Genomic DNA, 21,353 nt, shown 5'->3' with positions numbered 1-21,353 from the left:
CATGCCTTCGGGCTCGGTCAATGCATCGATACGCACCATCCTGCCGCTGGCCTTCGTCACCGGCGTCAGCATGGCCGCGATGGATCTTTATCTCCCCGCCGTGCCCGCGCTGCAGGTCGGCATGGGCATCAGCATCTCGCTGGCCCAGGCCACCGTGGCCGTCTTTCTGGTCGGGCTCGCCGCCGCGCAGTTGCTGTGGGGTGAGTGGCTGAACCGCCTGGGGCCGCGCCGCTGCATGCAGATCGGCCTGGCGCTGCTGGCCCTGACCAGCCTGGGCTGCGCGCTGGCGCCCAACATCGAGACACTGCTGGTGATGCGCCTGCTGCAGGGGCTTGCCGCCGCCGCGGCCACGGTGGTCGCGCCCACCGTCGTGCGCGCGACGCTTGCCGACGCCGACGTGGTGCGCGGCATCGCGGCCATCTCCATGGTGGAGGCCATCGTGCCGGCGGCCGGTCCGGTGCTGGGCGCGTTGCTGCTGCAGGTGACCAACTGGCGCGGCACCTTCTGGGTGTTGGCCGGGCTGTCGCTGCTGGTGTTGCCCTGGGTGGTCAAGATTGCGCCGCGCCAGTTGCCCGGGCTGGACCTCGTCCATGACGCCAGCTACGCCGCCATCCTGCGCAACCGCAGCTATGTGCGGCTGGCGCTGTCGCACGCGCTGTGCATCGGCGCCTTGCTGACCTTCCTTGCCAGTGCGCCGCAGCTGCTGCAGCACGCGCTGGGCGTGGGCGCCGACGCGTTCGCGCTGCTGCAGGTGCTTGGCGTCAGCTCGTTCATGCTGGGTGCGTCGCAGTCCGGCCGGCTGGCCAAGCGGCTGGGCCATGCTCGCGTCGTGCGGCTGGGTGCTTCGGCGCAGGTGGTGGCGTGCACGCTGGCGCTGGCGGGCGCGTCGCTGGGCCAGCTGACGTATGCCGCCGTGGCGGCGTACTGGATGTGCTTTTGCGGCGCGCTCGCCATCCGTGGGCCGGCGACGTTCGTCGACGCGCTGGCGGTGCCGCCCGCGCAGATGGGCCGCGCGACGGCGCTGCTGGTGCTGGCGCTGCTGGCGGCAGGTGCGCTGGGCACACAGTTGGTGGCGCCGTTCCTGGGTGGCGTGGACAGTGCGGTGCCGGTGTTCTGCGGCGTGCTGGTACAGCTGCTGGCCAGCGCCGCGCTGGTGTGGCGCTACCCGGTGCTGCTCAAGGCCTGAGGTCCAGCGCCGCCACGGCGGGTGCGTGGCACCGGCCGTGGTGCCGGCTTCATGCCGCGATAGGCTCGGTGCGTTGCAGCAGCCACGCCAGCGCCGCGCCGCTGACCCGCGGCTGCAGGCGTTCGCGCACGGTCGCGTGGTAGCTGTTCAGCCACGCGATCTCGTCGGTGCGCATCAGGCTCATGTCGATGCAGCTGGTGGCGATGGGGCACAGCGTCAGCGTCTCGAACGCCAGCATCTCACCGAAAGCGTTGTGCTCGGGCGTGTCGACGGCGACGTTGAGCACTAAATTCTCGATGCGCACGCCCCACTGGCCGGGCCGGTACAGCCCCGGCTCGATGGACGTGACCATCCCGGGCTCCATTGCCATCGTCGCGTCGGGGATGGCCTTGCTGATGCTCTGCGGGCCTTCGTGCACGTTCAGGAAGTACCCCACGCCGTGGCCGGTGCCGTGGCCGTAGTCCAGGCCGTGCTCCCACAGCGGTGCGCGAGCAATGGCGTCCAGCATGGGGCTGAGCGTGCCGCGCGGGAAGCGCGTGCGCGACAGCGCGATGGTGCCTTTCAGCACCAGGGTGTAGTCGCGCTTCTGCGCGTCGGACACGGAGCCGATGGGCCAGACGCGCGTGATGTCCGTCGTGCCGCCGAGGTACTGGCCGCCGGAGTCGATCAGCAGCAGCCCGCTGCCCTCGATGTGCGCGAACGACTCGGGCAGTGCGCGGTAGTGGGGCAGGGCGCCGTTGGCCATCCAGCCGGCAATCGTCGAGAAGCTCAGCCCGATGAAGTGTTTGCGGCGTGCGCGGCAGGCGGAGAGGCGCGCGTCTACGTCCAGCTCGCTCCAGCGCTCGCCGCGCGCCAGCGACGCCTCGAACTCGGCGTAGAACTCGCACATCGCCGCGCCGTCCTCGGCCATCGCCTCGCGGATGAACACGGCCTCTGCGGGGCTCTTGCGGCTCTTCTGCAGCGTGCTGGGGTTGATCTGCTCCACCACCTTCACGCCGCCCGGCACGGCTTCGCGCAGGCCCAGCGTCACGCGGCGCGGGTCGATCAGCAGCTTCGCGTCGGGCGGTAGCGCGCCGAGCGCGGCGGCGGTCTGATCGTAGGGCGCGAGGTGGATGCCGTCGGCAGCCAGGCTTGCGGTGACGCCGGCAGGCACCTTGCCGTCGGCGATGAACAGCCGGCCGCCCCCCGCCTCCAGCAGCAGGTGGGCGATGAAGACGGGGTTGCACTCCACGTCCGCGCCGCGCAGGTTCAGCAGCCAGGCCACGTCGTCCACGGTGGAGACCAGGTGGTGACTGGCCCCCGCGTCGGCCATGGCCGCGCGCACGCGCGCAAGCTTGTCCGCGCGGGCGACAGCGGCCTGCGGCGGCAGGTGCTCGTAGATGGGGTCGAGGGGCAGGCCCGGCCGGTCGTCCCACGCGTCGCTCAGCAGGTCCGCATCGGTGCGCAGCTTGACGCCCTTGCGGGCCAGGCCGGCACGCAGCGCGTTGGCCAGCGACAGGCCCAGCACCTGGCCGTCAACGGCCAGCGTCTGGCCGGGCTGCAGCGCGTGCGCGATCCAGTCGATGTAGATGGTGGCGGCGCCCGAGTTCATCTTCTCCAGCGTGATGCCGCTGCCCGCCAGCTGCGCCTCGGCCTGGGCCCAGTAGCGGCTGTCGGCAAACAGCACGGCCAGGTCGCGCGTGACGACCAGGCTGCCGGCCGAACCGGTGAAGCCCGACAGCCACTCGCGGCCCTGCCAGCGCTGCGGCAGGTATTCAGACAGATGAGGGTCAGCGGAAGGGATCAGCACGGCGTGTGCGCCGGCCGCGGCCAGCGCGTCGCGGATGCGTTCGATGCGCAGACGGGTTTCATGGGTGCGGGCATCCATGGCAATCCTTGTGGGAAATCGTGGTCGCGCGATCTTAGGCGCCTGCATTTCGAGATGATTCTTGAAATTGATACCTGGCATGGGGCCCCTGCGGCACAAGGGGAAGCCGGCCCGCTCGACGCCACCTTCGTTGCGCTGTCCAGCGGTCGGCGCCGCTGGCATGCCATGCATGCTGAAGGCCCAGATGGGGCGTACGGCCTTCATCGCGAGCCTGGGCGTGGGCGGCATCGCCGTCGCGTTGGCCGCGCAGAATATTCTCGGCGACCTCTTCGCCTCAGTGGCCATCGCGCTGGACAAGCCTTTCGAGGTGGGCGACTTCATCGTGCTGGGCTCGGTGGCTGGCACCGTCGAGCTGGTCGGCGTTAAGACGACCCGCATCCGCAGCCTGGGCGGCGAGCAGATCGTCATGTCGAACACGGAGATGCTGAAGCAGACTGTCAGCAACTACAAACGCCTGCGGGAGCGCCGCATCGTCTTCGGCTTCGGGGTCACCTACGACACCGCGCCCGATCAGGCGAACGCGATTCCAGGCATCGTGCAGCAGGTGGTCGAGGCCAGCGAGCGGCTGCGCTTTGATCGCGCGCACTTCAAGGCGTTCGGCGAGAGCTCGCTGGACTACGAGGTGGTCTATTACGTGCTGGAACCGGACTACCGGATCTACATGGACGAGCAGCAGCGCGTCAATCTGGCGTTGATGACGGAACTGAGCAAGCTCGGCGTGGACTTCGCGTTCCCCACACGCACGGTTGTCATGGCCCCGCCAAGCAAAGCCGCCGGCGCCAGCGGCGCGTCAGCTTCAATCGCCTAGCGGGATATTCGCGGCCCGCTCGTCGGCTCCGAGGGCGGCGATCAGTTCGGCCAGGTCCGCATCCAGACGCTTGAGGGTCTTGGGGTCCAGCGCGGCGAGAGCTTGAGGCAGCACGCCGGTGAACGGCCCGGGCACGCGCCGGAGCACCTGCTCGCCCGCCGGCAGGACATGCAGCTGCACGGTGCGGCGGTCCGGCCCATCCTTGCTGGCGACGATCAACTTGCGATCGATCAGGATCTTCACCAGGTTGCTGGCCGTGGACTGGTGCACGTCCATGGCCTTGGCCAGCGCGTTGACGCCCAGGCCTGCCGACGAGGAGATGATGCTAAGCGCCCAGACCTGCGCACCGCCGATGCCGGCCTTCTTCTCGACGCTCTGGAAGTGGGTCTTGACCGCGTTGAAGACCAGTCGGAAGCGCCGCAGCACCTGCACTGCCGGGTCGGCGACGGCCGTCGTGTCGGCGGCGGGGAGAGGCGGTGAGACGACCTTGTTCTTCTTGCTGTGGGCCATGGCAAATGATAGGGCGCGCCACCTGCCGCCGCGGCACGCGGCAATGCCGCGCGCCGAGCGGGACTACAGCTCCGTGCGCAGCGCCCACAGCTCTGGGAACAGCACCACGTCCAGCATCTTGCGCAGGTAGCTGACGCCGCCCGTGCCGCCGGTACCGCGCTTGAAGCCGATGACGCGCTCGACCGTCGTCACGTGGCGGAAGCGCCAGAGGCGGAAGGCGTCCTCCAGGTCCACCAGCTCCTCGCCCATCTGGTACAGGTCCCAGTGCTGTTGAGGTGCGCGGTAGACCGTCAACCAGGCGTCCTTCACTCCGTCGCTGGCCACATGCGCCTGCGTCCAGTCGCGCTCCAGGCTGGCGGCCGGCACGCTGATGCCGCGGCGAGCCATCAGCTTGAGCACCTCGTCGTACAGCGACGGCGCTTGATAAGCCGCCTGCACCTGAGCCAGCAGGTCGGGCCGGTGCTCGTGCGGCTTCAGCATGGCGGCGTTCTTGTTGCCCAGCATGAACTCGATGCGTCGGTACTGCGCGCTCTGGAAGCCGCTGCTCTTGGCCAAGTAAGGGCGCACGGCCGAGTACTCGGGCGGCGTCATCGTCGCCAGCACGTCCCAGGCGTGGACGAGCTGCTCCATGATGCGCGACACCCGCGCCAGCATCTTGAAAGCCTCGGGCAGCCGGTCCGCCGCCACGTTGGCCTGCGCCCCGTGCAGCTCGTGAAGCATCAGCTTCATCCACAACTCGGACGTCTGGTGCTGCACGATGAACAGCATCTCGTTGTGGTCGGGCGAGAGCGGCTGCTGCGCGGTCAGGATCTGGTCGAGCTGAAGGTAGTCGCTATAGCTCATGTCCTTGGAAAAGTCGAGCTGGGCGCCGTGATGGTCGGTAGAAGACACGTCAGGTGACTTTCGAGCGGGAGGTGAACTGGGGCGTGTTCCAGGAGCCGGTGGCAACGATGTCGGCGATCGCGTTGACAGCGGTCACCACGTCGGCAAAGCCGTTGTAAAGCGGCGCGAAGCCAAAGCGCAGCAGCTCGGGGTTGCCGGCGCGGTAGTCGCCGATGACGCCGCGCGCGATCAGCGCTTGCATCACCGCGTAGCCGTCGGTGCCCTTGGGCAGCGCGAACGACACCTGCGAGCCACGCAACGCGGCATCGCGCGGCGTGGCGATGGCCGCACCCGGCACGCGCTCCTCCACGCCGCCGATGAAGGCCTCCGTCAGCGCCAGCGACTTGTTGCGCAGCGCCTTGATGCCGCCCAGCTTGCTCGCGGCGTCGAACACGTCCAGCGCGGTGTCCAGCCCGGTCATGGACAGCAACGCGGGAGTGCCGCACTGGTATTGCTGGATGCCCGGCGCGGGCTGGTAGTCGCTGTCGAAGCTGAACGGCGACGCGTGGCCCAGCCAACCCGTCAGCGGCTGCCAGACCTGGCCCTCGTGGCGGGGGTGCATCCACACGAACGCCGGCGCGCCAGGGCCGCCGTTGAGGTACTTGTAGCCGCAGCCGATGGCGAAGTCCGCAGCGGCCCCCAACAGGTCGATGGGCACGGCCCCGGCGCTGTGCGCCAGATCCCACACCGCCAGCGCGCCGGCCTGGTGGGCCCAGCGCGTCAGCAGCGCCATGTCGTGCATGCGGCCGCTGCGGTAGTTGACGTGCGTCAGCATCAGCACGGCGCAGTGCTCGTCCAGCAGCGGCGGAATGTCTTCGGGCGACTCGGCCAGGATCAGCTCGCCGCCGTGCGCCCGCACCACGCTCTGCGCGATGTAGTTGTCGGTCGGGAAGTTGCTGCGCTCGCTGACCACCACGCGGCGTTTGCCCTGCTGCAGCTGCAGCGCGGCGTGCAGCACCTTGTAGAGATTGATGGAGGTGGAATCCGCCACCAGCACCTCGCCGGGCCGCGCGCCCAGCCACGGCGCCAGACGGTCGCCGAGGCGGCGCGGCAGGTCGATCCAGCCGGCACTGTTCCAGCTCTTGATGAGGCCCTGACCCCATTCCTGCTCGACTGCGCGCTGGATACGCTCGGGCGTCGCCCTGGGCAGCGCGCCCAGCGAGTTGCCGTCGAGGTAGGTGATGCCCTCGGGCAGCGTGAACAGGTCGCGCAGCGAGCGCAGCGGATCGGCGGCGTCGAGCCGCTTGGCGTCTTCGAGATTCATGGCAGTTCCCTCAGGATGGCGCGCACGGGACTTGCGCAGGCGCCTTGGAGTTTGAGTGGCAGGGCGATCAGTTCGTAGTCGCCCTCGGGCACGTCGTCCAGCACCAGGTTCTCCAGCACGCGCAGGTCCAGCCGCCGCAGTTGCTGGTGGCTGTCCAGCACCTTGGAGTCCGCCGGGTCCACGCTGGGCGTGTCGATGCCGATGAGCTTCACGCCGCGTTCGGCGAGCCAGGCGATGGCCTCGGGCGCGTAGGCGGTGAAGGCGGGGTTCCACACCGTGTCGGCGCGCTGGCAGACGCGCACCAGCACGCGCGGCGGCAGCTGGCTTTCAGCGTGCTGCAGGTGCTTGACGGTGATCAGCGGTGCGGCGCCGATGGCGTGGATGACGCGGCAGCGGCCGAGGTAGGTGTCCAGCGGCACCGCGTCAATGGCTGGCGCGTCGTGGGCGTAGTGCAGCGGCGCATCCGCATGCGCGCCCACGTGCGGGCTCATCGTCAGCGCACTGAGGTTGACCGGGCAGCCCGGCGCCAGCTGCGCCGTCCAGCGCAGGTGATAGGGTTCGTCACCCGGGAAGATGGGCGCGTCTGGCGAGACCGTGGGGGAGATGTCCCAAAGGCGGGATGGGGTGGAACTGCTCATGGCGGCGGCACCATAGCGTTGCCTGGAGGGTCGTGGTGTCGGTTAATTCCAACTCCGTGTCAACACGTCGCGGCGCCGCCGCCCGGCGGCGCCTGTAGTTCAGCGCCGGAACTTGCCGCCCTGGTCGACGATGGACAGGTCCACGTAGTCCAAGCCGGTGTGATCGCCCGGGGCATAGCCAAGCTCGATGCCCCCGAGGTCGACGTTGCTCATGCCGTCCAGCGCGGTGCGCAGTGACTGCCGCGTCGGCTGCTTGCCGGCGCGCTTCAGACCCTCCACCAGCACCTTGGCCGATACATAGCCTTCCACCATGCTCGGCGTCAGTTCCAGCGAGGCCTTGCTGGCGACGTCCAGCGCCTCCTTGATGACGGACTTGGCGATGGAGCGCTCGTACGGGAACACCTGGCTGACGATGACGCCGCGGCCGGTGTCGCCCAGGTCGCGCACGAAGGCCGCCGACGCGTTGTTCGACAACGTCACCAACTGGGCGGTCGAGCCGCCGGCGCGCACGGCCTTCATGCCTTCCACGACGGCCGCACCGGCGCCGATGAACATCACCGCCTGCGGCGACTTGGTCAGCACGCGAGCCACGAGCTGCTTCATGTCGGGCTGGTCGCGGCTGTACTTCTCGTGCGCCACGGGCTTCTTATTGGTCTTGGCCAGCCCGGCCATCGCGCCGGCCGCTGCGTCGTCACCGAAGGAGTCGTTCACCTGCACAAGGGCGATACTGGTGACGCCGATCAGGCTCAGGTGCTCGATGGCGCGCTCCGCCTCGCGCTGGTAGGAGGCGCGCACGTTGAACACCCACGGGTGCACCGGCTTGTGCAGCACCATCGCACCGGTGGACGGCGCCACCAGTGGGATCTTGTGCTCGGTCAGCAACGGCATGATGGCCTGCGTGTGCGGGGTGCCACGGGTCAGGAACAGTGCGATGACGCCCTTGTCGATGAGCGCCTTCGCGTTGGCAGCGGACACCTTGGGGTCAAACTGGTCGTCCATCGACAGCAGCAGGATTTTCTGCCCGCCGATCCCGCCGCTGGCATTGACGCTGTCGAAGTAGATCTTGGCGCCCTGCGTCACTTCCTTGACGCTGCCGGCCACGGGGCCCGTGATCCCCGCCGTCTGGCCGACGGTGATGTCGGCCCAGGCTGTGCCCAGCAGGCCGGCGGTGGCCAGCGCGGTGGCGAGGATGTGGCGAGCGAACTGCCCAAATGAAGTCATGGCGGGTCTCCAGGCGGTGCCGGTGAGGGGCTGTCGTTGTGACGGGCGTCGAAAGCGGAAGTCTGCCGTCAATCGACGCCGAGCGAGTACGCGCACGACACGCGCGCGCCAACAAATCAACGCGATGGGCGACTGGTATCGGGCCGCGGGCCGCGCTTCAGCGGCGGAACTTGCCGGACTGGTCGACGATGGCCAAGTCCACGTAGTCCAGCCCGCTGTGCTCCTTGGGCCCGTAGCCGACCTCGATGCCGCCGAGGTCGAAGCGGCCCATGCCTTCCAGCGCATCGCGCAGGCTCTGCCGCGTGGGCTGCTTGCCGGCGCGCTTGAGGCCTTCGACCAGCACCTTGGCCGACACATAGCCCTCCACGACGATGGGCGTCAGCTCCACGCCGCCCTTCTTCGCCGCTTCCAGCGCCTCCTTGATGATGGGCTTGGCGATGGAGCGCTCATAGGGGAACACCTGGCTGACGATGACGCCGTACGCCAGCGGCCCCAGGTCCTTGATGAAGCCGGCCGACGCATTGTTGGACAGCGTCACCAGCTGGGCCGTCGAGCCCGCCGCGCGCACCGCCTGCATGCCCTGGACGACCGCCGTGCCGGACCCGATGAACAGCACGGCCTGCGGCTGCTTGGCCAACAGGCGCGGGACCATCGGGGCGAAATCGGGCTTGGTGCGGTCGTACTTCTCGTGGGCCACGGCCTGCTTGTTCGTCTTCGCGAGGCCTGCAATGGCGCCCTGGACGGCGTCCTCGCCGAAGCTGTCGGACACCTGCACGATGGCGATGCGGTCCATGCCGATGAGGCTCAGATGCTCGATGGCCCGCTCGGCTTCGCGCTGGTAGGTGGCGCGCACGTTGAACAGCCACGGATGCACGGGCTTGTGCAGCGCCACCGCGCCGGTTGACGGCGCCACCAGCGGAATCTTGTGCTCCGTCAGCAGCGGCATGAGCGCCTGCGTGTGCGGCGTGCCGCGGTTCAGGAAGAGGGCGATCACGCCCTGGTCGATCAGCGCCCTGGCATTGGTGGCGGCGATGGCGGGGTCGAACTTGTCGTCCAGCGACACCAGATTGACTTTCTGGCCGTTGATGCCACCGCTGGCGTTGACGATGTCGAAGTAAAGCCTCGCGCCTTGCGTCAGCTCTTTCACGCTGGCGGCGACGGTGCCGCTGTGGCCGGCGGTCTGGCCGACGTTGATCTGCGCCTGCGCCGTGGCAGCCAGTCCAGCGGCGAGGAGGGTGGCGGACAGAAGGCGGCCGGCGGCCTGTCGAAGTGCGTGCATGGGGGTCTTTCTTATCGCCCGGGCCTGCAGCCGGGCAGCGGCGCTGCAAAGCCACGGGTCTGATCGTGCGGGCGCGTCATTCGATCACGCGCGACCCGGCATTTCAGCGGCGCTTGAACGCCTTTCACGGGACATGTACCGCGCGCATCGCAACACAAACTGCACGCGTCAGGCGGTTTTCCTGTGTTGGCTGTGGGGCAGCCGACCTTCTGGCATTCGGCGCGGCTGTGCCGCTTGCAATGTGGGGCAGCATCCTGGCGCGGCTGCCCTGAGAATCACACCCGCGCTCCTTCCCTGCCGATGCCCCACGCGACCGTTTGTTCCTCGCCCCCCGCCGCCGCTGTGCCTTCCCTTGCTTTCCTGAGCGGAGGCGGCGAGATGGGCGCGTTGATGCGTACGCACGACTGGTCGACGTCTCCCATCGGCGCACCGGGCACCTGGCCGCAGCCGCTGCGCGCGATGGTGCGGCTTATCCTGAACACCGGGCATCCGATGTACATCTGGTGGGGCCTCGAGGGCGCCTGCCTCTACAACGACGCCTACCGCGAGTGCATCGGCGACGAGCGCCACCCCAGCTCGCTGGGCCGGCCGGCGCTGGAGGTCTGGGAGGAGATCTGGCCCATCATCGGCCCGCAGATCCAGCAGGTGCGCGAGGGCCGCGGCGCGACCTGGCACGTCAACCACCTGGTGCCCATCACGCGTAACGGCCACCGCGAGGATGTCTACTGGACCTACAGCTACAGCCCCATCGACGACGAGCAGAGCCCGCACGGCATCGGGGGCGTGTTGGTGGTGTGCACAGAGACGACGGCGCAGGTGCTGGCCAACCAGCGCATGGCGGCCGAGCGCGACCAGCTCGGACAGCTGTTCGAGCAGGCGCCGACCTTCATGACGCTGCTGAGCGGCCCGCAGCACCGCTTCGAGATCGCCAACCCGAGCTACCGCACGCTGGTGGGCGGGCGCGACGTGGTAGGCAAGACGCTGGCGCAGGCGCTGCCCGAGGCGGTGGCGCAGGGCTACCAGGAGCTGCTGGATCAGGTGTACGCGAGCGGCGAGGCCTACATCGCCAAGGGCGCCAGGTTCACTTACCAGAGCGGCCCCGGTGGTGCGCTGGCCGAACGCTTCGTGGACTTCGTTTATCAGCCGATCAAGGGGCGGGACGGCCGCGTGACCGGCATCTTCGTTGAGGGCGCGGACGTGACGGACCGCGAGTTGGCCGATGCCGCGCTGCGCGCCAGCGAGGCCAAGTACCGCGAGCTGGCGCGGGTGCTCGCCGAGTCCAACCAGGCCAAGGATGAGTTCCTGGCGACGCTGGCGCACGAGCTGCGCAACCCGCTGGCGGCCATCGGCAACGCGCTCGCGCTGCAGCGCCATGCGCAGCATGACGCGCACCTGCTGCAGTCCAGCCGGAGCATCATCGAGCGCCAGCTGGTTCAGATGGTGCGGCTGATCGACGATCTGCTGGACCTGTCGCGCCTGACCCGCGGGCTGGTGGACCTGCGCCGCGCGCCGCTGTCCCTGGTGGAGGTGGTGCGACAGGCGGTCGAGAGCTGCCGTCCGGCTGTCGAGCAGGCCGGGCACCGCCTGGTGGCCAGCCTGCCGGCGCACGAGTGCGTGGTGGACGCCGACGAGACGCGGCTGCTGCAGGTGCTGTCCAACCTCATCAGCAACGCCGCCAAGTTCACGCCGCAGGGCGGGCGCATCGAGGTGAGCCTGCGCTGCGAGGCCGCGACGGCGCTGCTGTCGGTGCGCGACGACGGCATCGGTATCCCGCCCGACCTGCTGGATGCCGTCTTTGACATGTTCACGCAGGTGCACCGCACGCATGCCCGCGTGGGCGACGGGCTGGGCATCGGCCTCACGCTTGTGAAGCAGCTGGTGGAGCGCCACGGCGGCAGCGTCGTGGCGCACAGCGACGGGCCGGGGACCGGCAGCGAGTTCGTCGTTCGGCTGCCCCTGGCCAGCCAGGCGTTGCACGCGCTCACCTGCGCGGATGCGGGGCCACCGGCGCTGGCCGGTTCGGGCCTGCGCGTGCTGGTGGCCGACGACAACGCGGACGCGACGGATAGCCTGGCGCTGCTGCTCGGGCTGGCGGGCAACGAGGTGCGCACCGCTTCGGACGGCCTGCAGGCCTGGGCCATTGCGCAGGAGTTCCAGCCGCAGGTGATGCTGCTGGACATCGCGATGCCGGGCATGGACGGCCACGAGGTCTGCCGCCGCGTGCGTGCCACCAGCTGGGGGCGCGACGCGTTGCTGCTGGCCAGCAGCGGCTGGGGCCAGCCCGAAGTGCGCCGCCATTCAGCCGAGGCGGGCTTCGACCATCACCTCGTCAAGCCGCTGGACTACGACGCCGTGGACGCGCTGCTGGCCGGGCGCAGCGGCCGCAGCGGTTAAAGCGTCTCAGCCGGAGCGCGCGGCCAGGAACTGCTCGCGCAGCACGGTGGGCGCGTCGCGCCGCCACGCTGCGAAGACCGCCGACGCGTCGATGGCTTCGGCCAGCGGCCGGAACACCGCGCCCTGGATGCCCGCGCGCTGAAAAGCGGCCGGCACGATGCTGACGCCCAATCCCTGCGCCACCATCGAAACGACCGACAGCCAGTGCCGCCCCTCGTGCTGCAGCCGCGGGTAGAAACCGTGCTGTCGGCAGATTTCGACGATGCGCGCGTGGTAGTCCGGCGAGCCCTTGCGGGAGAACAGGATGAAGGGCTGGTCGCTCAAGGCTGCCAGAAAAACTTCATCCGGCGCCGCGAGGGGGTGGCCGGCCGGCAGGCAGGCGACGAAGGGCTCGCTGTACAGCGGTTGTGAGGCCAGGGTTGGCGGCAGGCGGTCGGTGTGGACCAGACCGAGGTCCAGTTCCTCCCCCAACAGCGCGTCGATCTGGTCTTGCGAGTTCAGCTCGACGACGATGACTTCGACCTTGGGGTGGCTGGCCTGGAAGCCCTGCAGCCACGTCGACAAACCGTTGAACAGTGTGGAGCCGACAAAGCCCAGCCTGAGACGCCCGACCTCGCCGGCCTGCACTTCACGGGCCAGCGAGCAGGCTTCTTCGGCGCGGTCCAGCAGGCCCTGGGCGCTGTCGCGAAAGACGGCGCCCGCGGGCGTCAGGCGCACGCCCTTGCTGTCGCGGTCGAACAGCCGGGCGCCGACGGTGGCCTCCAGCTGCTGGATGGCCACCGACAGCGGCGGCTGGGAGATGGCGAGCCGCGCGGCGGCCCGGCCGTAGTGCAGCTCGCCGGCCAGCGCGAGGAAGTAGCGCAGGTGGCGGAATTCCAGCGAGCGGGTCGTAATGTCCGATGAGTCGATAGGCACGGCGAATGGTCGGAGTCGTTTCTTGAATTGGACACGAATCGGCTAGCAGGGGAATACTGCGCGCCATACGCGCCCGACCGGCGCCCGCGCAACATGAGGAGACCGCCATGGCCCACAAGCCAAGCTTTCACTGGGACGACCCGCTGCTGCTGAACGAGCAGCTCACCGACGAGGAACGCATGGTGCGTGACGCGGCATCGGCGTACTGCAACGACCGGCTGCGCCCGCGCGTGCTGGAGGCCTTCCGCAACGAGCAGACCGATGCCGGCATCTTCCGCGAGATGGGCGAGCTGGGCCTGCTGGGCCCGACCATCCCCACCGAGTACGGCGGCGCGGGGCTGAACTACGTCTGCTACGGCCTCATCGCCCGCGAGGTGGAGCGCGTGGACTCGGGCTACCGCTCGATGATGAGCGTGCAGTCGTCGCTGGTCATGGTGCCGATCAACGAGTTCGGCAACGAGGCGACCAAGCAGAAGTACCTGCCCAAGCTGGCCTCGGGCGAGTGGATCGGCTGCTTCGGGCTGACCGAGCCCAACCATGGGTCGGATCCCGGCTCGATGATCACGCGTGCCCGCAAGGTCGAGGGCGGCTACGAGCTGACCGGCAGCAAGATGTGGATCACCAACAGCCCCATCGCCGACGTGTTCGTCGTCTGGGCCAAGGACGACGGCGGCCAGATCCGCGGCTTCGTGCTGGAGAAGGGCGCCAAGGGGCTCTCCGCACCGGCCATCCACGGCAAGGTGGGCCTGCGCGCGTCCATCACCGGCGAGATCGTCATGGACAAGGTGTTCTGCCCCGAGGAGAACGCCTTCCCCGACGTGCGCGGTCTGAAGGGTCCGTTCACCTGCCTGAACAGCGCGCGCTACGGCATTGCCTGGGGCGCGCTCGGTGCGGCCGAGGACTGCTGGCACACCGCCCGCCAGTACACGATGGACCGCCAGCAGTTCGGCAAGCCGCTGGCGGCCAACCAGCTGATCCAGAAGAAGCTGGCCGACATGCAGACCGAGATCACGCTGGGGCTGCAGGGCTGCCTGCGGCTCGGCCGCATGAAGGACGAGGGCACCGCGGCCGTGGAGATCACGTCCATCATGAAGCGCAACAGCTGCGGAAAGAGCCTGGACATCGCCCGCATGGCGCGCGACATGCTGGGGGGCAACGGCATCTCGGACGAATTCGGCATTGCCCGCCACCTGGTGAACCTGGAAGTGGTGAACACCTACGAGGGCACGCACGACATCCATGCGCTGATCCTCGGCCGTGCCATCACCGGCATCGCTGCGTTCTGAGGCCCGGAAGCAGACTGCGTGGAACCGGGGCTCGCCAACAGGCGAGCATGGTGTTTTTCATGGGGTGGTGCCGGGCGCTTTGTGTGCTATGTTGGCCGCGCTGATTTCCCGTGGAGGCCCCTATGAAAGTCGTCGATATCCTGCGTGTCAAAGGCGGCACCCTGTTCACCGTCACGCCTGACGAGCCACTGAAGGTTTCCCTCGACGTGATGGCCGAGCGCGACATCGGATCGCTGGTGGTCATGGACCACGGCGACCTGGTGGGCATGCTGACTTTCCGCGAAGTCATCCAGGCTATCGTCAAGAACGGAGGCTCCGTCGGCGGCACCATTGTGCGCACCGTCATGGACGACGCCCCGCTGACCTGCACGCCCGAGACCGAGATCGACGAGGTGCGCCGCATGATGCTGGGCCGCCATGCGCGCTACATGCCGGTCATGAACGGCAAGACGCTGATGGGTGTGATCTCGCTGTACGACGTGGCCAAGGCCGTCGTCGACAGCCAGGACTTCGAGAACCGCATGCTGAAGGCCTACATCCGCGACTGGCCGGTTGAAGAGAACCCGGCCGAGATCGAGCCGAAGCTGTGAGGTTCGCATCCCGACAAGGCGGCCTTGCGGGGCCGCTTTCGCGTTTGGGCGCGTCCTAAAATTCGGACATATGTCAGGCAGCACCTTCGGCGAACTCTTCCGCGTTACCAACTTCGGCGAAAGCCACGGGCCGGCCATCGGCTGTGTCATCGACGGCTGCCCGCCCGGGCTGCGCTTGAGCGAGGCCGACATCCAGCCCGAGCTGGACCGCCGCCGCCCCGGCACCAGCCGGCACGTCACGCAGCGCAACGAGCCCGACGCGGTGAAGATCCTGTCCGGCGTCTACGAGGGCGTCACGACCGGCACGCCCATTTGCCTGCTGATCGAAAACACCGACCAGCGCAGCAAGGACTACGGCAACATCCTCGACACCTTCCGCCCGGGCCATGCCGACTACACCTACTGGCGCAAGTACGGCTTGCGCGACCCGCGCGGCGGTGGCCGCTCGTCAGCCCGGCTGACCGCGCCCATGGTGGGCGCCGGTGCGGTGGCCCGCAAATGGCTGCGCGAGCAGTTCGGCACCGAGTTCCGCGGCTGCATGACGCAGCTGGGCGACATTGCCATCCCGTTCGAAGGCTGGGAGCACGTGGGTCAGAACCCGTTCTTCGCTGCCAACGCCGGCAAGATCGGCGAGCTGGAGGACTACATGGACGCGCTGCGCAAGGCAGGCGACTCGGTCGGCGCGCGCATCCGCGTCGAGGCCACTGGCGTGCCGGTCGGCCTGGGCGAGCCGCTGTTCGACAAGCTGGACGCCGACATCGCCTACGCGCTAATGGGCATCAACGCCGTCAAGGGCGTGGAGATCGGCGAGGGCTTCGGCGTCGTGGCGCAGCGCGGCACGCAGCATGGTGACGAGCTGAGCCGCGACGGCTTCGCCAGCAACAACGCCGGAGGCGTGCTGGGCGGCATCTCCACGGGGCAGGACATCGTGGCCAGCATCGCGATCAAGCCGACCAGCTCCATCCGCAGCCCCAAGGCCAGCATCGACCGCGCCGGTAACCCGACCGTCGTGGAGACCTTTGGCCGCCACGACCCCTGCGTGGGCATCCGCGCGACACCCATCGCCGAGGCGATGCTGGCTTTGGTGCTGATGGACCATGCACTGCGCCATCGCGCCCAGTGCGGCGACGTTCAGCTGCCCGTCGCTCCGATCGCCAGCCAGCGGCTTCCCGCCGGCTGACCGTCACTCCCAGAGCGAAATCGCCTCCTGGGCGAGCGCGCGCTGAACGGCCTCCCGGCGCTCGAGCCGCTGGGCATGCGCGGTCCAGGCCGGATAGTCGTGGCGCATGTCGATGTGCATGCGGTTACCCCAGCGAAAGAACACGAGCAGGTACGGATCGACCACCGAGTAGTGGTCACCCAGCGCGTAGGCGCGGTCCTGCAGCTTGGCTTCGATCAGCGCGAACGCCGACCGCAGGTGAGCCCGGCCTTGCTCGGCCAGCGGCGCGTGCAGGCTGACGTCGGGCAGGAAGTACTCGGCCTTCCAGACCATCCGAACGGCCACCGCGTGCACCGTGCCGGACAGCCAGTTCGTCCACTCCACGACTCTGACGATGCTCCCGTGATCCGGTGGCATCAACCCCAGGTCCGGCTCGGAAAGGCCGAGGTGCAGCAGGATGGCAGGCGCCTCGGTCAGCAAGAAGTCGTCCGCAATCAAGACCGGGATGCGGCCCTTCGGATTGAGGCGGCGGAACTGCGGTGATTGCGTCTCCGGATGCCCCGGCGACATCAATTCGAGCCGGTAGGGCGCGCCGATTTCCTCCAGCACGATGTGCGGTGCGAAGGCGCAGGAGCCCGGCGAAGCATGCAGGGTGTACAGCGGCATGGCAGCGTCAGTCAAAGGTGAAGCAGCAGGAGCGCGCATTCTGGCGCGCCCGCCGGCTGGAGCCTCCAGCGAAGCCCTTCTACCCGCGGTGGCGTGCAGCTCAACCCTCGCATTCCGCGTTTCGTCACAAGTGCACTGCACCGCGAGGCCCTGATTTCTAGACTGCAAAGGTCTGTATCAGAGAGCGAATCGGGGGAGTCATGCGCAAGTCATGGAAGCTGGGTGGTATTGCTGCCGTTGTGCTGATGGTGGGTGGGGCCGGTGTGGCCGTCATGGCCAGCAAGGGCGACGCACCCAAGAAGCCGGATGAAGCCAAAGCCAAGACGAAGCTGGAGTTCGTCGCCAGTGAGGTCGTCAAGCCGGTGGTCACCGCCATGCCGGCGCACATAGAGTTCAGCGGTCCGCTGGTGGCGCCCGACACGGTCGTCGTGCGCGCCAAGTCCAACGGCACGCTGCTGAACCTCGCGGTGGGCGAGGGCAGCCGAGTGCGCGCCGGCCAGGGCCTGGGCCAGGTGGACCTGGAAGAGCTGCGCTACCGCATCGCCGAGCGTGGCGCCAGCGTGGAGGCCATGCGCGCGCAGATGGACCAGGCCGAGCGCAGCTACAAAGCCAATGAGGGCCTGGCGGCCAAGAACTTCATCGCGCAGACGGCGCTGGACAACTCCCGCGCCTCCTATGAGTCGGCCCGCGCCAACTGGAACGCCGCCAAGGCGCAGCTGGACACCAGCCAGGTGACCATGCGTCAGGCGGCGCTGGTGTCGCCCATCAACGGCATCGTCGCCAAGCGCCATGCGCTGCCCGGCGAGAAGCTGGCGGCCGAGCAACAGATCCTGACCATCGTTGATCTGGCGAAACTGGAACTGGCTGGCCTGGTCGGCACGCATGAAGTGAGCCGGCTGCAGCCGGGCATGACGGTCCAGGTGCAGGTGGAAGGCGTCGAGCAGCCCGTGGAGGCCCGGATCGCGCGCATCGCGCCGGCGGCCGAACCGGGCACGCGGTCCATCGGCGTGACGCTGGTGCTGGACAACCCGAAGGAGCTGTACCGCGCCGGCCAGTACGCCGTCGCCAAGGTGCAGCTGGCCGACGACACCCAGCGTTTGACCGTGCCTATCGCCGCCATCAGCCGCAACGCCGGGCAGGAGCAGGTCTGGATGATCGAGAACGGCACGTTGGCGCGCCGCATCGTCACCACCGGCCGCAGCGACGCGCGCGAAGGCCGCGTCGAGGTGCTGACCGGACTGAAGCCCGGCGCACAGGTGCTGGCCGCGCGCTTCGACAACCTGCGCGAAGGCGATCCGGCGACCATCGTCGCTGCCAAGTCGGCCAAGGTGGCGAGCGCTGCGGCGTCGGCCACCGCGCAGTGAGGGCCGCATCATGTGGATGACCCGCGTTTCCATCCAGAACCCGGTCTTCGCGACCATGGTGATGGTGGCCCTGTGCGTGCTGGGCCTGTTCGCCTACTCGCGCCTGGGCGTCGAGCAGATGCCCGACATCTCCTTCCCCGGTGCGCAGGTCGATGTGCGCTACCCCGGCGCCTCACCCGAGGCCGTCGAGCGCGAGATCGCCAAGCCGCTGGAAGAGGCGCTGAACACGATTGCTGGCGTGGAGCGCATCCAGTCGCGCAGCTTCGAAGGCCGCGTGCAGGCCAGCGTCGAGTTCTCGCTGAACGCCGACATGGGCCGCGCGATGCAGGACCTGCGCGACCGCGTCGCTGCTGCGCAGGCCCGGTTCCCGCGTGACGCCAAGCCGCCCACGGTGCAGCGCTTCGAGAACGACAACTCTCAGCCGGTCGTCGTCATGGCGCTGCTGAGCCCCACGCGCGGCTCGCGCGAGCTCTCGATGATGGCCGACCTCATCGTCTCCAAGCGCCTGGGCCGCGTGGAGGGCGTGGCCAAGGTGGACGTGGGCGGCCTGACAACCCGCGAGGTACGCATCGACCTCGACCCGATGCGGCTGCGCGCCTATGGCGTGACGCCGGCCGAGATCGCCAAGGCGATGGCCGACGCCAATGCCGACCAACCGGTGGGATTGCTGTCCGACCAGACCAGCGACGCCATCCTGCGCGTGGAAGGCCGCGTGAAGGACCCCAAGGCCTTCGGGCAGATGGTCGTCGCGCGCCGCGGCAACCTGGCGCTGACGCTGAATGACCTCGGTACCCTCGTCGAGCGTGAACGCGAGCAGGAAAGCATCGCCCGCATCAACGGCCAGCCGGCCGTCAGCTTCAACGTCTTCAAGCAGCAGGACGCCAACATCGTCAAGACCGGCGAGGCCGTCAAGGACGCGATGGACGAGCTTCGCAAGACGCTGCCCAAGGACGTGGAGCTGCGCCTGATCTACGCCGCTAGCGATTTCGTGAAGGGCTCGCTCGACGGCCTGCGCCATACGCTGATCGAAGGCGCGCTGCTGACGGTGGCCATCGTGTTCCTGTTCTTGCACAGCTGGCGTTCCACCATCATCACGGGCCTGACGCTGCCCATCGCCGTCATCTCCAGCTTCATCGCCGTGCATGCGTTCGGCTTCACGCTGAACTTCATGACGATGATGGCGCTGAGCCTGTGCATCGGCCTGCTGATTGACGACGCCATCGTCGTGCGCGAGAACATCGTGCGCCACGTGGGCATGGGCAAGGACCACCGCCAGGCTTCGTTCGACGGAACCAACGAGATCGGCCTGGCCGTCATGGCGACCACCTTCGCCATCTGCGCCGTGTTTGTGCCGGTCGCCTTCATGGGCGGCATCATCGGCAAGTTCTTCTACCCGTTCGGCATCACCGTCGCAGTGGCCGTGCTGGTCAGCCTGTTCGTCAGCTTCACGCTGGACCCGATGCTGTCCTCCATCTGGCACGACCCGCCGAGCACGCGCATCAAGCACTGGCCCGTCATCGGCCACCTGATCCGGGCGACCGACTGGGCCATGGACCGCCTGCACGACCTCTATGCACGCACCATCGACTGGGCGTTTTCCGGCCGACGCTACCGCGTGTTCGTGCCGCCGGTGCCTGCCTACGGCCGTCCGTTCAGCTCCGATGGCCAGCGAGACAAGGCCGCGAAGCGCCGGCTGCGCTTCGCGACGCTGACGCCGCGTGGCCTGGTCATGTGGGGCGCGTTCGCTAGCTTCGTCGCCGCGCTGATGCTGGCGCCGCTGGTGGGCAGCGAGTTTGTGCCGCAGACCGACAACGGCTTCACGCAGGTCAACCTGCGAATGCCGGTGGCCAGCAGCATCGAACGCGGCAGCGCCAAGGTCGAGCAGATCGAGGAGATCCTGAAGCGCTACCCGGAAATCAAGACGGTCTCGTCCGTTGTCGGCAGCACCGGCGAAGGCATGGCCACCGGCCGCAACCAGGCGTCGCTGAACATCACGCTGAGTGACCGCAAGGACCGCCAGCGCACGCAGAAGGAGATCGAGGACGCGATCCGTGCCGACATCGCCAAGATCCCCGGCGTGGAAGTCAGCGTCGGCTTCGACCGCCCGATCTGGATCACGCTGCTGGGAAGCGACCCCGAGGTGCTGACGCAGGCTGCCAATGACCTGGTCGAGAACATCAAGAAGATCCGCGGCGCGGTGGACGTGGACACGACCGTCAAGCCCGGCCTGCCGGCCTTCGCCGTGCGGCTGAAGGATTCGGCCATCCGCGAGCTGGGGCTGACCGCGCCGCAGATCGCCTCCAGCCTGCGCGCCTACGTCAACGGCGAGATCGCGACCTACTGGACCACGCCCGACGGCAACCAGGTCGAGGTGTTGCTGCGCCTGCCGCGTGAACAGCGCGAGCGCATAGAGCAGATGAGCAAGCTGCCGGTCGCGTTCTCGCCGTCGGGCGCACCCATCACGCTGGACCAGGTTGCCACCATAGAGCCGGTGTTCAACCCCGAGGTCATCCGCCGCGAGAACCTGCAGCGCCGCGAGGCCGTGTTCGCCGGCGTGCAGGGCCGCCCCAGCGGCGACGTGAACGCTGACGTGCAGGCGCTCATCAAGAAGACGCAGCTGCCGCCGGGCACCAGCTTCAAGGTGGACGGCGCCGGCAAGCAGCAAGCCGAGGCCTTCAATGGCTTGCTCGCGGCCATGGCGCTGGCGGCCATCTTCATCTACATCGTGCTGGCCAGCCAGTTCGGCAGCTTCCTGCAGCCCATCGCGATCATGGCGTCGCTGCCGCTCGCCCTCATCGGCGTGATGCTGGCGCTCCTGCTGTGGCGCTCCACGCTGAACGTGTTCTCGATGATCGGCTTGGTGATGCTGATGGGCCTGGTGACCAAGAACGCCATCCTGCTGGTGGACTTCGCCAACCACGCCCGCAAGGCCGGTGCGACGGTGGCCGAGGCGCTGCGCGAGGCCGGGCTGATTCGCATGCGCCCCATCATCATGACGACCGCGGCCATGGTGTTCGGCATGTTGCCCATGGCCATCGCGCTGAACGACGGCGGCGAGATCCAGGCGCCGATGGGCCGGGCCATCATCGGCGGCGTCATCACGTCGACGCTGCTGACGCTGATCGTCGTGCCGGTGCTTTACAGCTATCTGGTGCGGGACAAGAAGCCTGCGGCCAAGGCCGTGGAGCAGGGCGGCGCGACCACGCTGCCGTTGCACGGCATGCCGGGTGCGATGCCGGCGGACAAGGAATGAACTGATCTCCCTCGAGCGCACTCCTGCGCTTGGGCCGACCGCGAGAGTGGTCGGCCCTTTTTGTTCGCAGT

Annotated in this window: 16 protein-coding genes and 1 pseudogene; 8 read left to right on the top strand and 9 right to left on the bottom strand. The window is 68.4% G+C overall.

Annotation, left to right across the window (positions count from 1 at the left end):
- Position 1 precedes the first annotated feature (1 nt).
- Positions 2-1,186, top strand: a complete 1,185-nt coding sequence (locus ACG02S_RS05830) for an MFS transporter (protein ID WP_394469502.1) — start codon at positions 2-4, stop codon at positions 1,184-1,186.
- A 49-nt stretch (positions 1,187-1,235) separates the two neighbouring features.
- Here ACG02S_RS05830 and ACG02S_RS05825 read toward each other — a convergent pair whose 3' ends face one another.
- Positions 1,236-3,053: a M24 family metallopeptidase gene (locus tag ACG02S_RS05825; protein ID WP_394469501.1), complete on the bottom strand. Its 1,818-nt coding sequence runs from the start codon at positions 3,051-3,053 to the stop codon at positions 1,236-1,238.
- A 193-nt stretch (positions 3,054-3,246) separates the two neighbouring features.
- Here ACG02S_RS05825 and ACG02S_RS05820 point away from each other — a divergent pair.
- Positions 3,247-3,861: pseudogene (locus ACG02S_RS05820) on the top strand (mechanosensitive ion channel family protein); the annotation flags it as partial.
- Here ACG02S_RS05820 and ACG02S_RS05815 read toward each other — a convergent pair.
- The 6 genes from ACG02S_RS05815 to ACG02S_RS05790 all read right to left on the bottom strand — a co-directional run bounded on the left by ACG02S_RS05815 (position 3,850) and on the right by ACG02S_RS05790 (position 9,655).
- The gene (locus ACG02S_RS05815) at positions 3,850-4,371 is read right to left on the bottom strand and encodes a MarR family winged helix-turn-helix transcriptional regulator (protein WP_394469500.1); all 522 of its coding nucleotides are present in this window, start codon (positions 4,369-4,371) and stop codon (positions 3,850-3,852) included. The pseudogene ACG02S_RS05820 and the gene ACG02S_RS05815 overlap by 12 nt on opposite strands.
- A 63-nt stretch (positions 4,372-4,434) precedes the next feature.
- On the bottom strand, positions 4,435-5,262 hold the full coding sequence (gene kynA / locus ACG02S_RS05810; protein ID WP_394469499.1) for a tryptophan 2,3-dioxygenase: 828 nt from the start codon (positions 5,260-5,262) through the stop codon (positions 4,435-4,437).
- Position 5,263: 1 nt separating this feature from the next.
- Positions 5,264-6,517, bottom strand: a complete 1,254-nt coding sequence (kynU, locus tag ACG02S_RS05805; RefSeq protein WP_394469498.1) for a kynureninase — start codon at positions 6,515-6,517, stop codon at positions 5,264-5,266.
- Complete coding sequence (gene kynB / locus ACG02S_RS05800; protein WP_394469497.1) at positions 6,514-7,155, bottom strand: arylformamidase; 642 nt, start codon at positions 7,153-7,155, stop codon at positions 6,514-6,516. Before kynB ends, kynU begins: the two co-directional genes overlap by 4 nt.
- Before the next feature lie 99 nt (positions 7,156-7,254).
- On the bottom strand, positions 7,255-8,376 hold the full coding sequence (locus tag ACG02S_RS05795) for an ABC transporter substrate-binding protein (protein ID WP_394469496.1): 1,122 nt from the start codon (positions 8,374-8,376) through the stop codon (positions 7,255-7,257).
- Positions 8,377-8,533: 157 nt separating this feature from the next.
- On the bottom strand, positions 8,534-9,655 hold the full coding sequence (locus tag ACG02S_RS05790) for an ABC transporter substrate-binding protein (protein ID WP_394469495.1): 1,122 nt from the start codon (positions 9,653-9,655) through the stop codon (positions 8,534-8,536).
- A gap of 342 nt (positions 9,656-9,997) precedes the next feature.
- Between ACG02S_RS05790 and ACG02S_RS05785 the strand changes: the two genes are divergently transcribed.
- Positions 9,998-12,049: an ATP-binding response regulator gene (locus tag ACG02S_RS05785; protein WP_394469494.1), complete on the top strand. Its 2,052-nt coding sequence runs from the start codon at positions 9,998-10,000 to the stop codon at positions 12,047-12,049.
- A 6-nt stretch (positions 12,050-12,055) separates the two neighbouring features.
- Here ACG02S_RS05785 and ACG02S_RS05780 read toward each other — a convergent pair whose 3' ends face one another.
- On the bottom strand, positions 12,056-12,928 hold the full coding sequence (locus tag ACG02S_RS05780; RefSeq protein ID WP_394470146.1) for a LysR family transcriptional regulator: 873 nt from the start codon (positions 12,926-12,928) through the stop codon (positions 12,056-12,058).
- 143 nt (positions 12,929-13,071) lie between these two features.
- Between ACG02S_RS05780 and ACG02S_RS05775 the strand changes: the two genes are divergently transcribed.
- From ACG02S_RS05775 to aroC, 3 genes are all read left to right on the top strand, one after another.
- The gene (locus ACG02S_RS05775; protein ID WP_394469493.1) at positions 13,072-14,250 is read left to right on the top strand and encodes an acyl-CoA dehydrogenase; all 1,179 of its coding nucleotides are present in this window, start codon (positions 13,072-13,074) and stop codon (positions 14,248-14,250) included.
- 122 nt (positions 14,251-14,372) lie between these two features.
- Complete coding sequence (locus ACG02S_RS05770; RefSeq protein WP_394469492.1) at positions 14,373-14,840, top strand: CBS domain-containing protein; 468 nt, start codon at positions 14,373-14,375, stop codon at positions 14,838-14,840.
- 70 nt (positions 14,841-14,910) lie between these two features.
- Positions 14,911-16,020 (top strand): chorismate synthase, encoded by a 1,110-nt coding sequence (aroC, locus tag ACG02S_RS05765; RefSeq protein WP_394469491.1) that lies wholly within the window; start codon positions 14,911-14,913, stop codon positions 16,018-16,020.
- A gap of 3 nt (positions 16,021-16,023) precedes the next feature.
- Here aroC and ACG02S_RS05760 read toward each other — a convergent pair whose 3' ends face one another.
- A complete protein-coding gene (locus ACG02S_RS05760; RefSeq protein ID WP_394469490.1) occupies positions 16,024-16,665 on the bottom strand; it encodes a glutathione S-transferase family protein in 642 nt (213 codons plus the stop codon).
- A 200-nt stretch (positions 16,666-16,865) separates the two neighbouring features.
- Here ACG02S_RS05760 and ACG02S_RS05755 point away from each other — a divergent pair, with 200 nt between their 5' ends.
- Both ACG02S_RS05755 and ACG02S_RS05750 read left to right on the top strand, forming a co-directional pair.
- Positions 16,866-18,029 carry an efflux RND transporter periplasmic adaptor subunit gene (locus tag ACG02S_RS05755; protein ID WP_394469489.1) on the top strand — a complete coding sequence of 388 codons (1,164 nt, stop codon included), beginning with the start codon at positions 16,866-16,868 and terminating at the stop codon, positions 18,027-18,029.
- A 10-nt stretch (positions 18,030-18,039) separates the two neighbouring features.
- Entirely contained in the window at positions 18,040-21,282 is a 3,243-nt protein-coding gene (locus tag ACG02S_RS05750) for an efflux RND transporter permease subunit (protein ID WP_394469488.1), read from the top strand.
- Positions 21,283-21,353: the final 71 nt, after the last annotated feature.

The sequence above is a fragment of the Pelomonas dachongensis genome (assembly GCF_043555865.1).
GTDB classification, from domain to species: Bacteria; Pseudomonadota; Gammaproteobacteria; order Burkholderiales; family Burkholderiaceae_C; genus Pelomonas; species Pelomonas dachongensis.
Note: the sequence above shows the minus strand (reverse complement) of the source record. Positions and strands in the feature narration are given on the sequence as shown.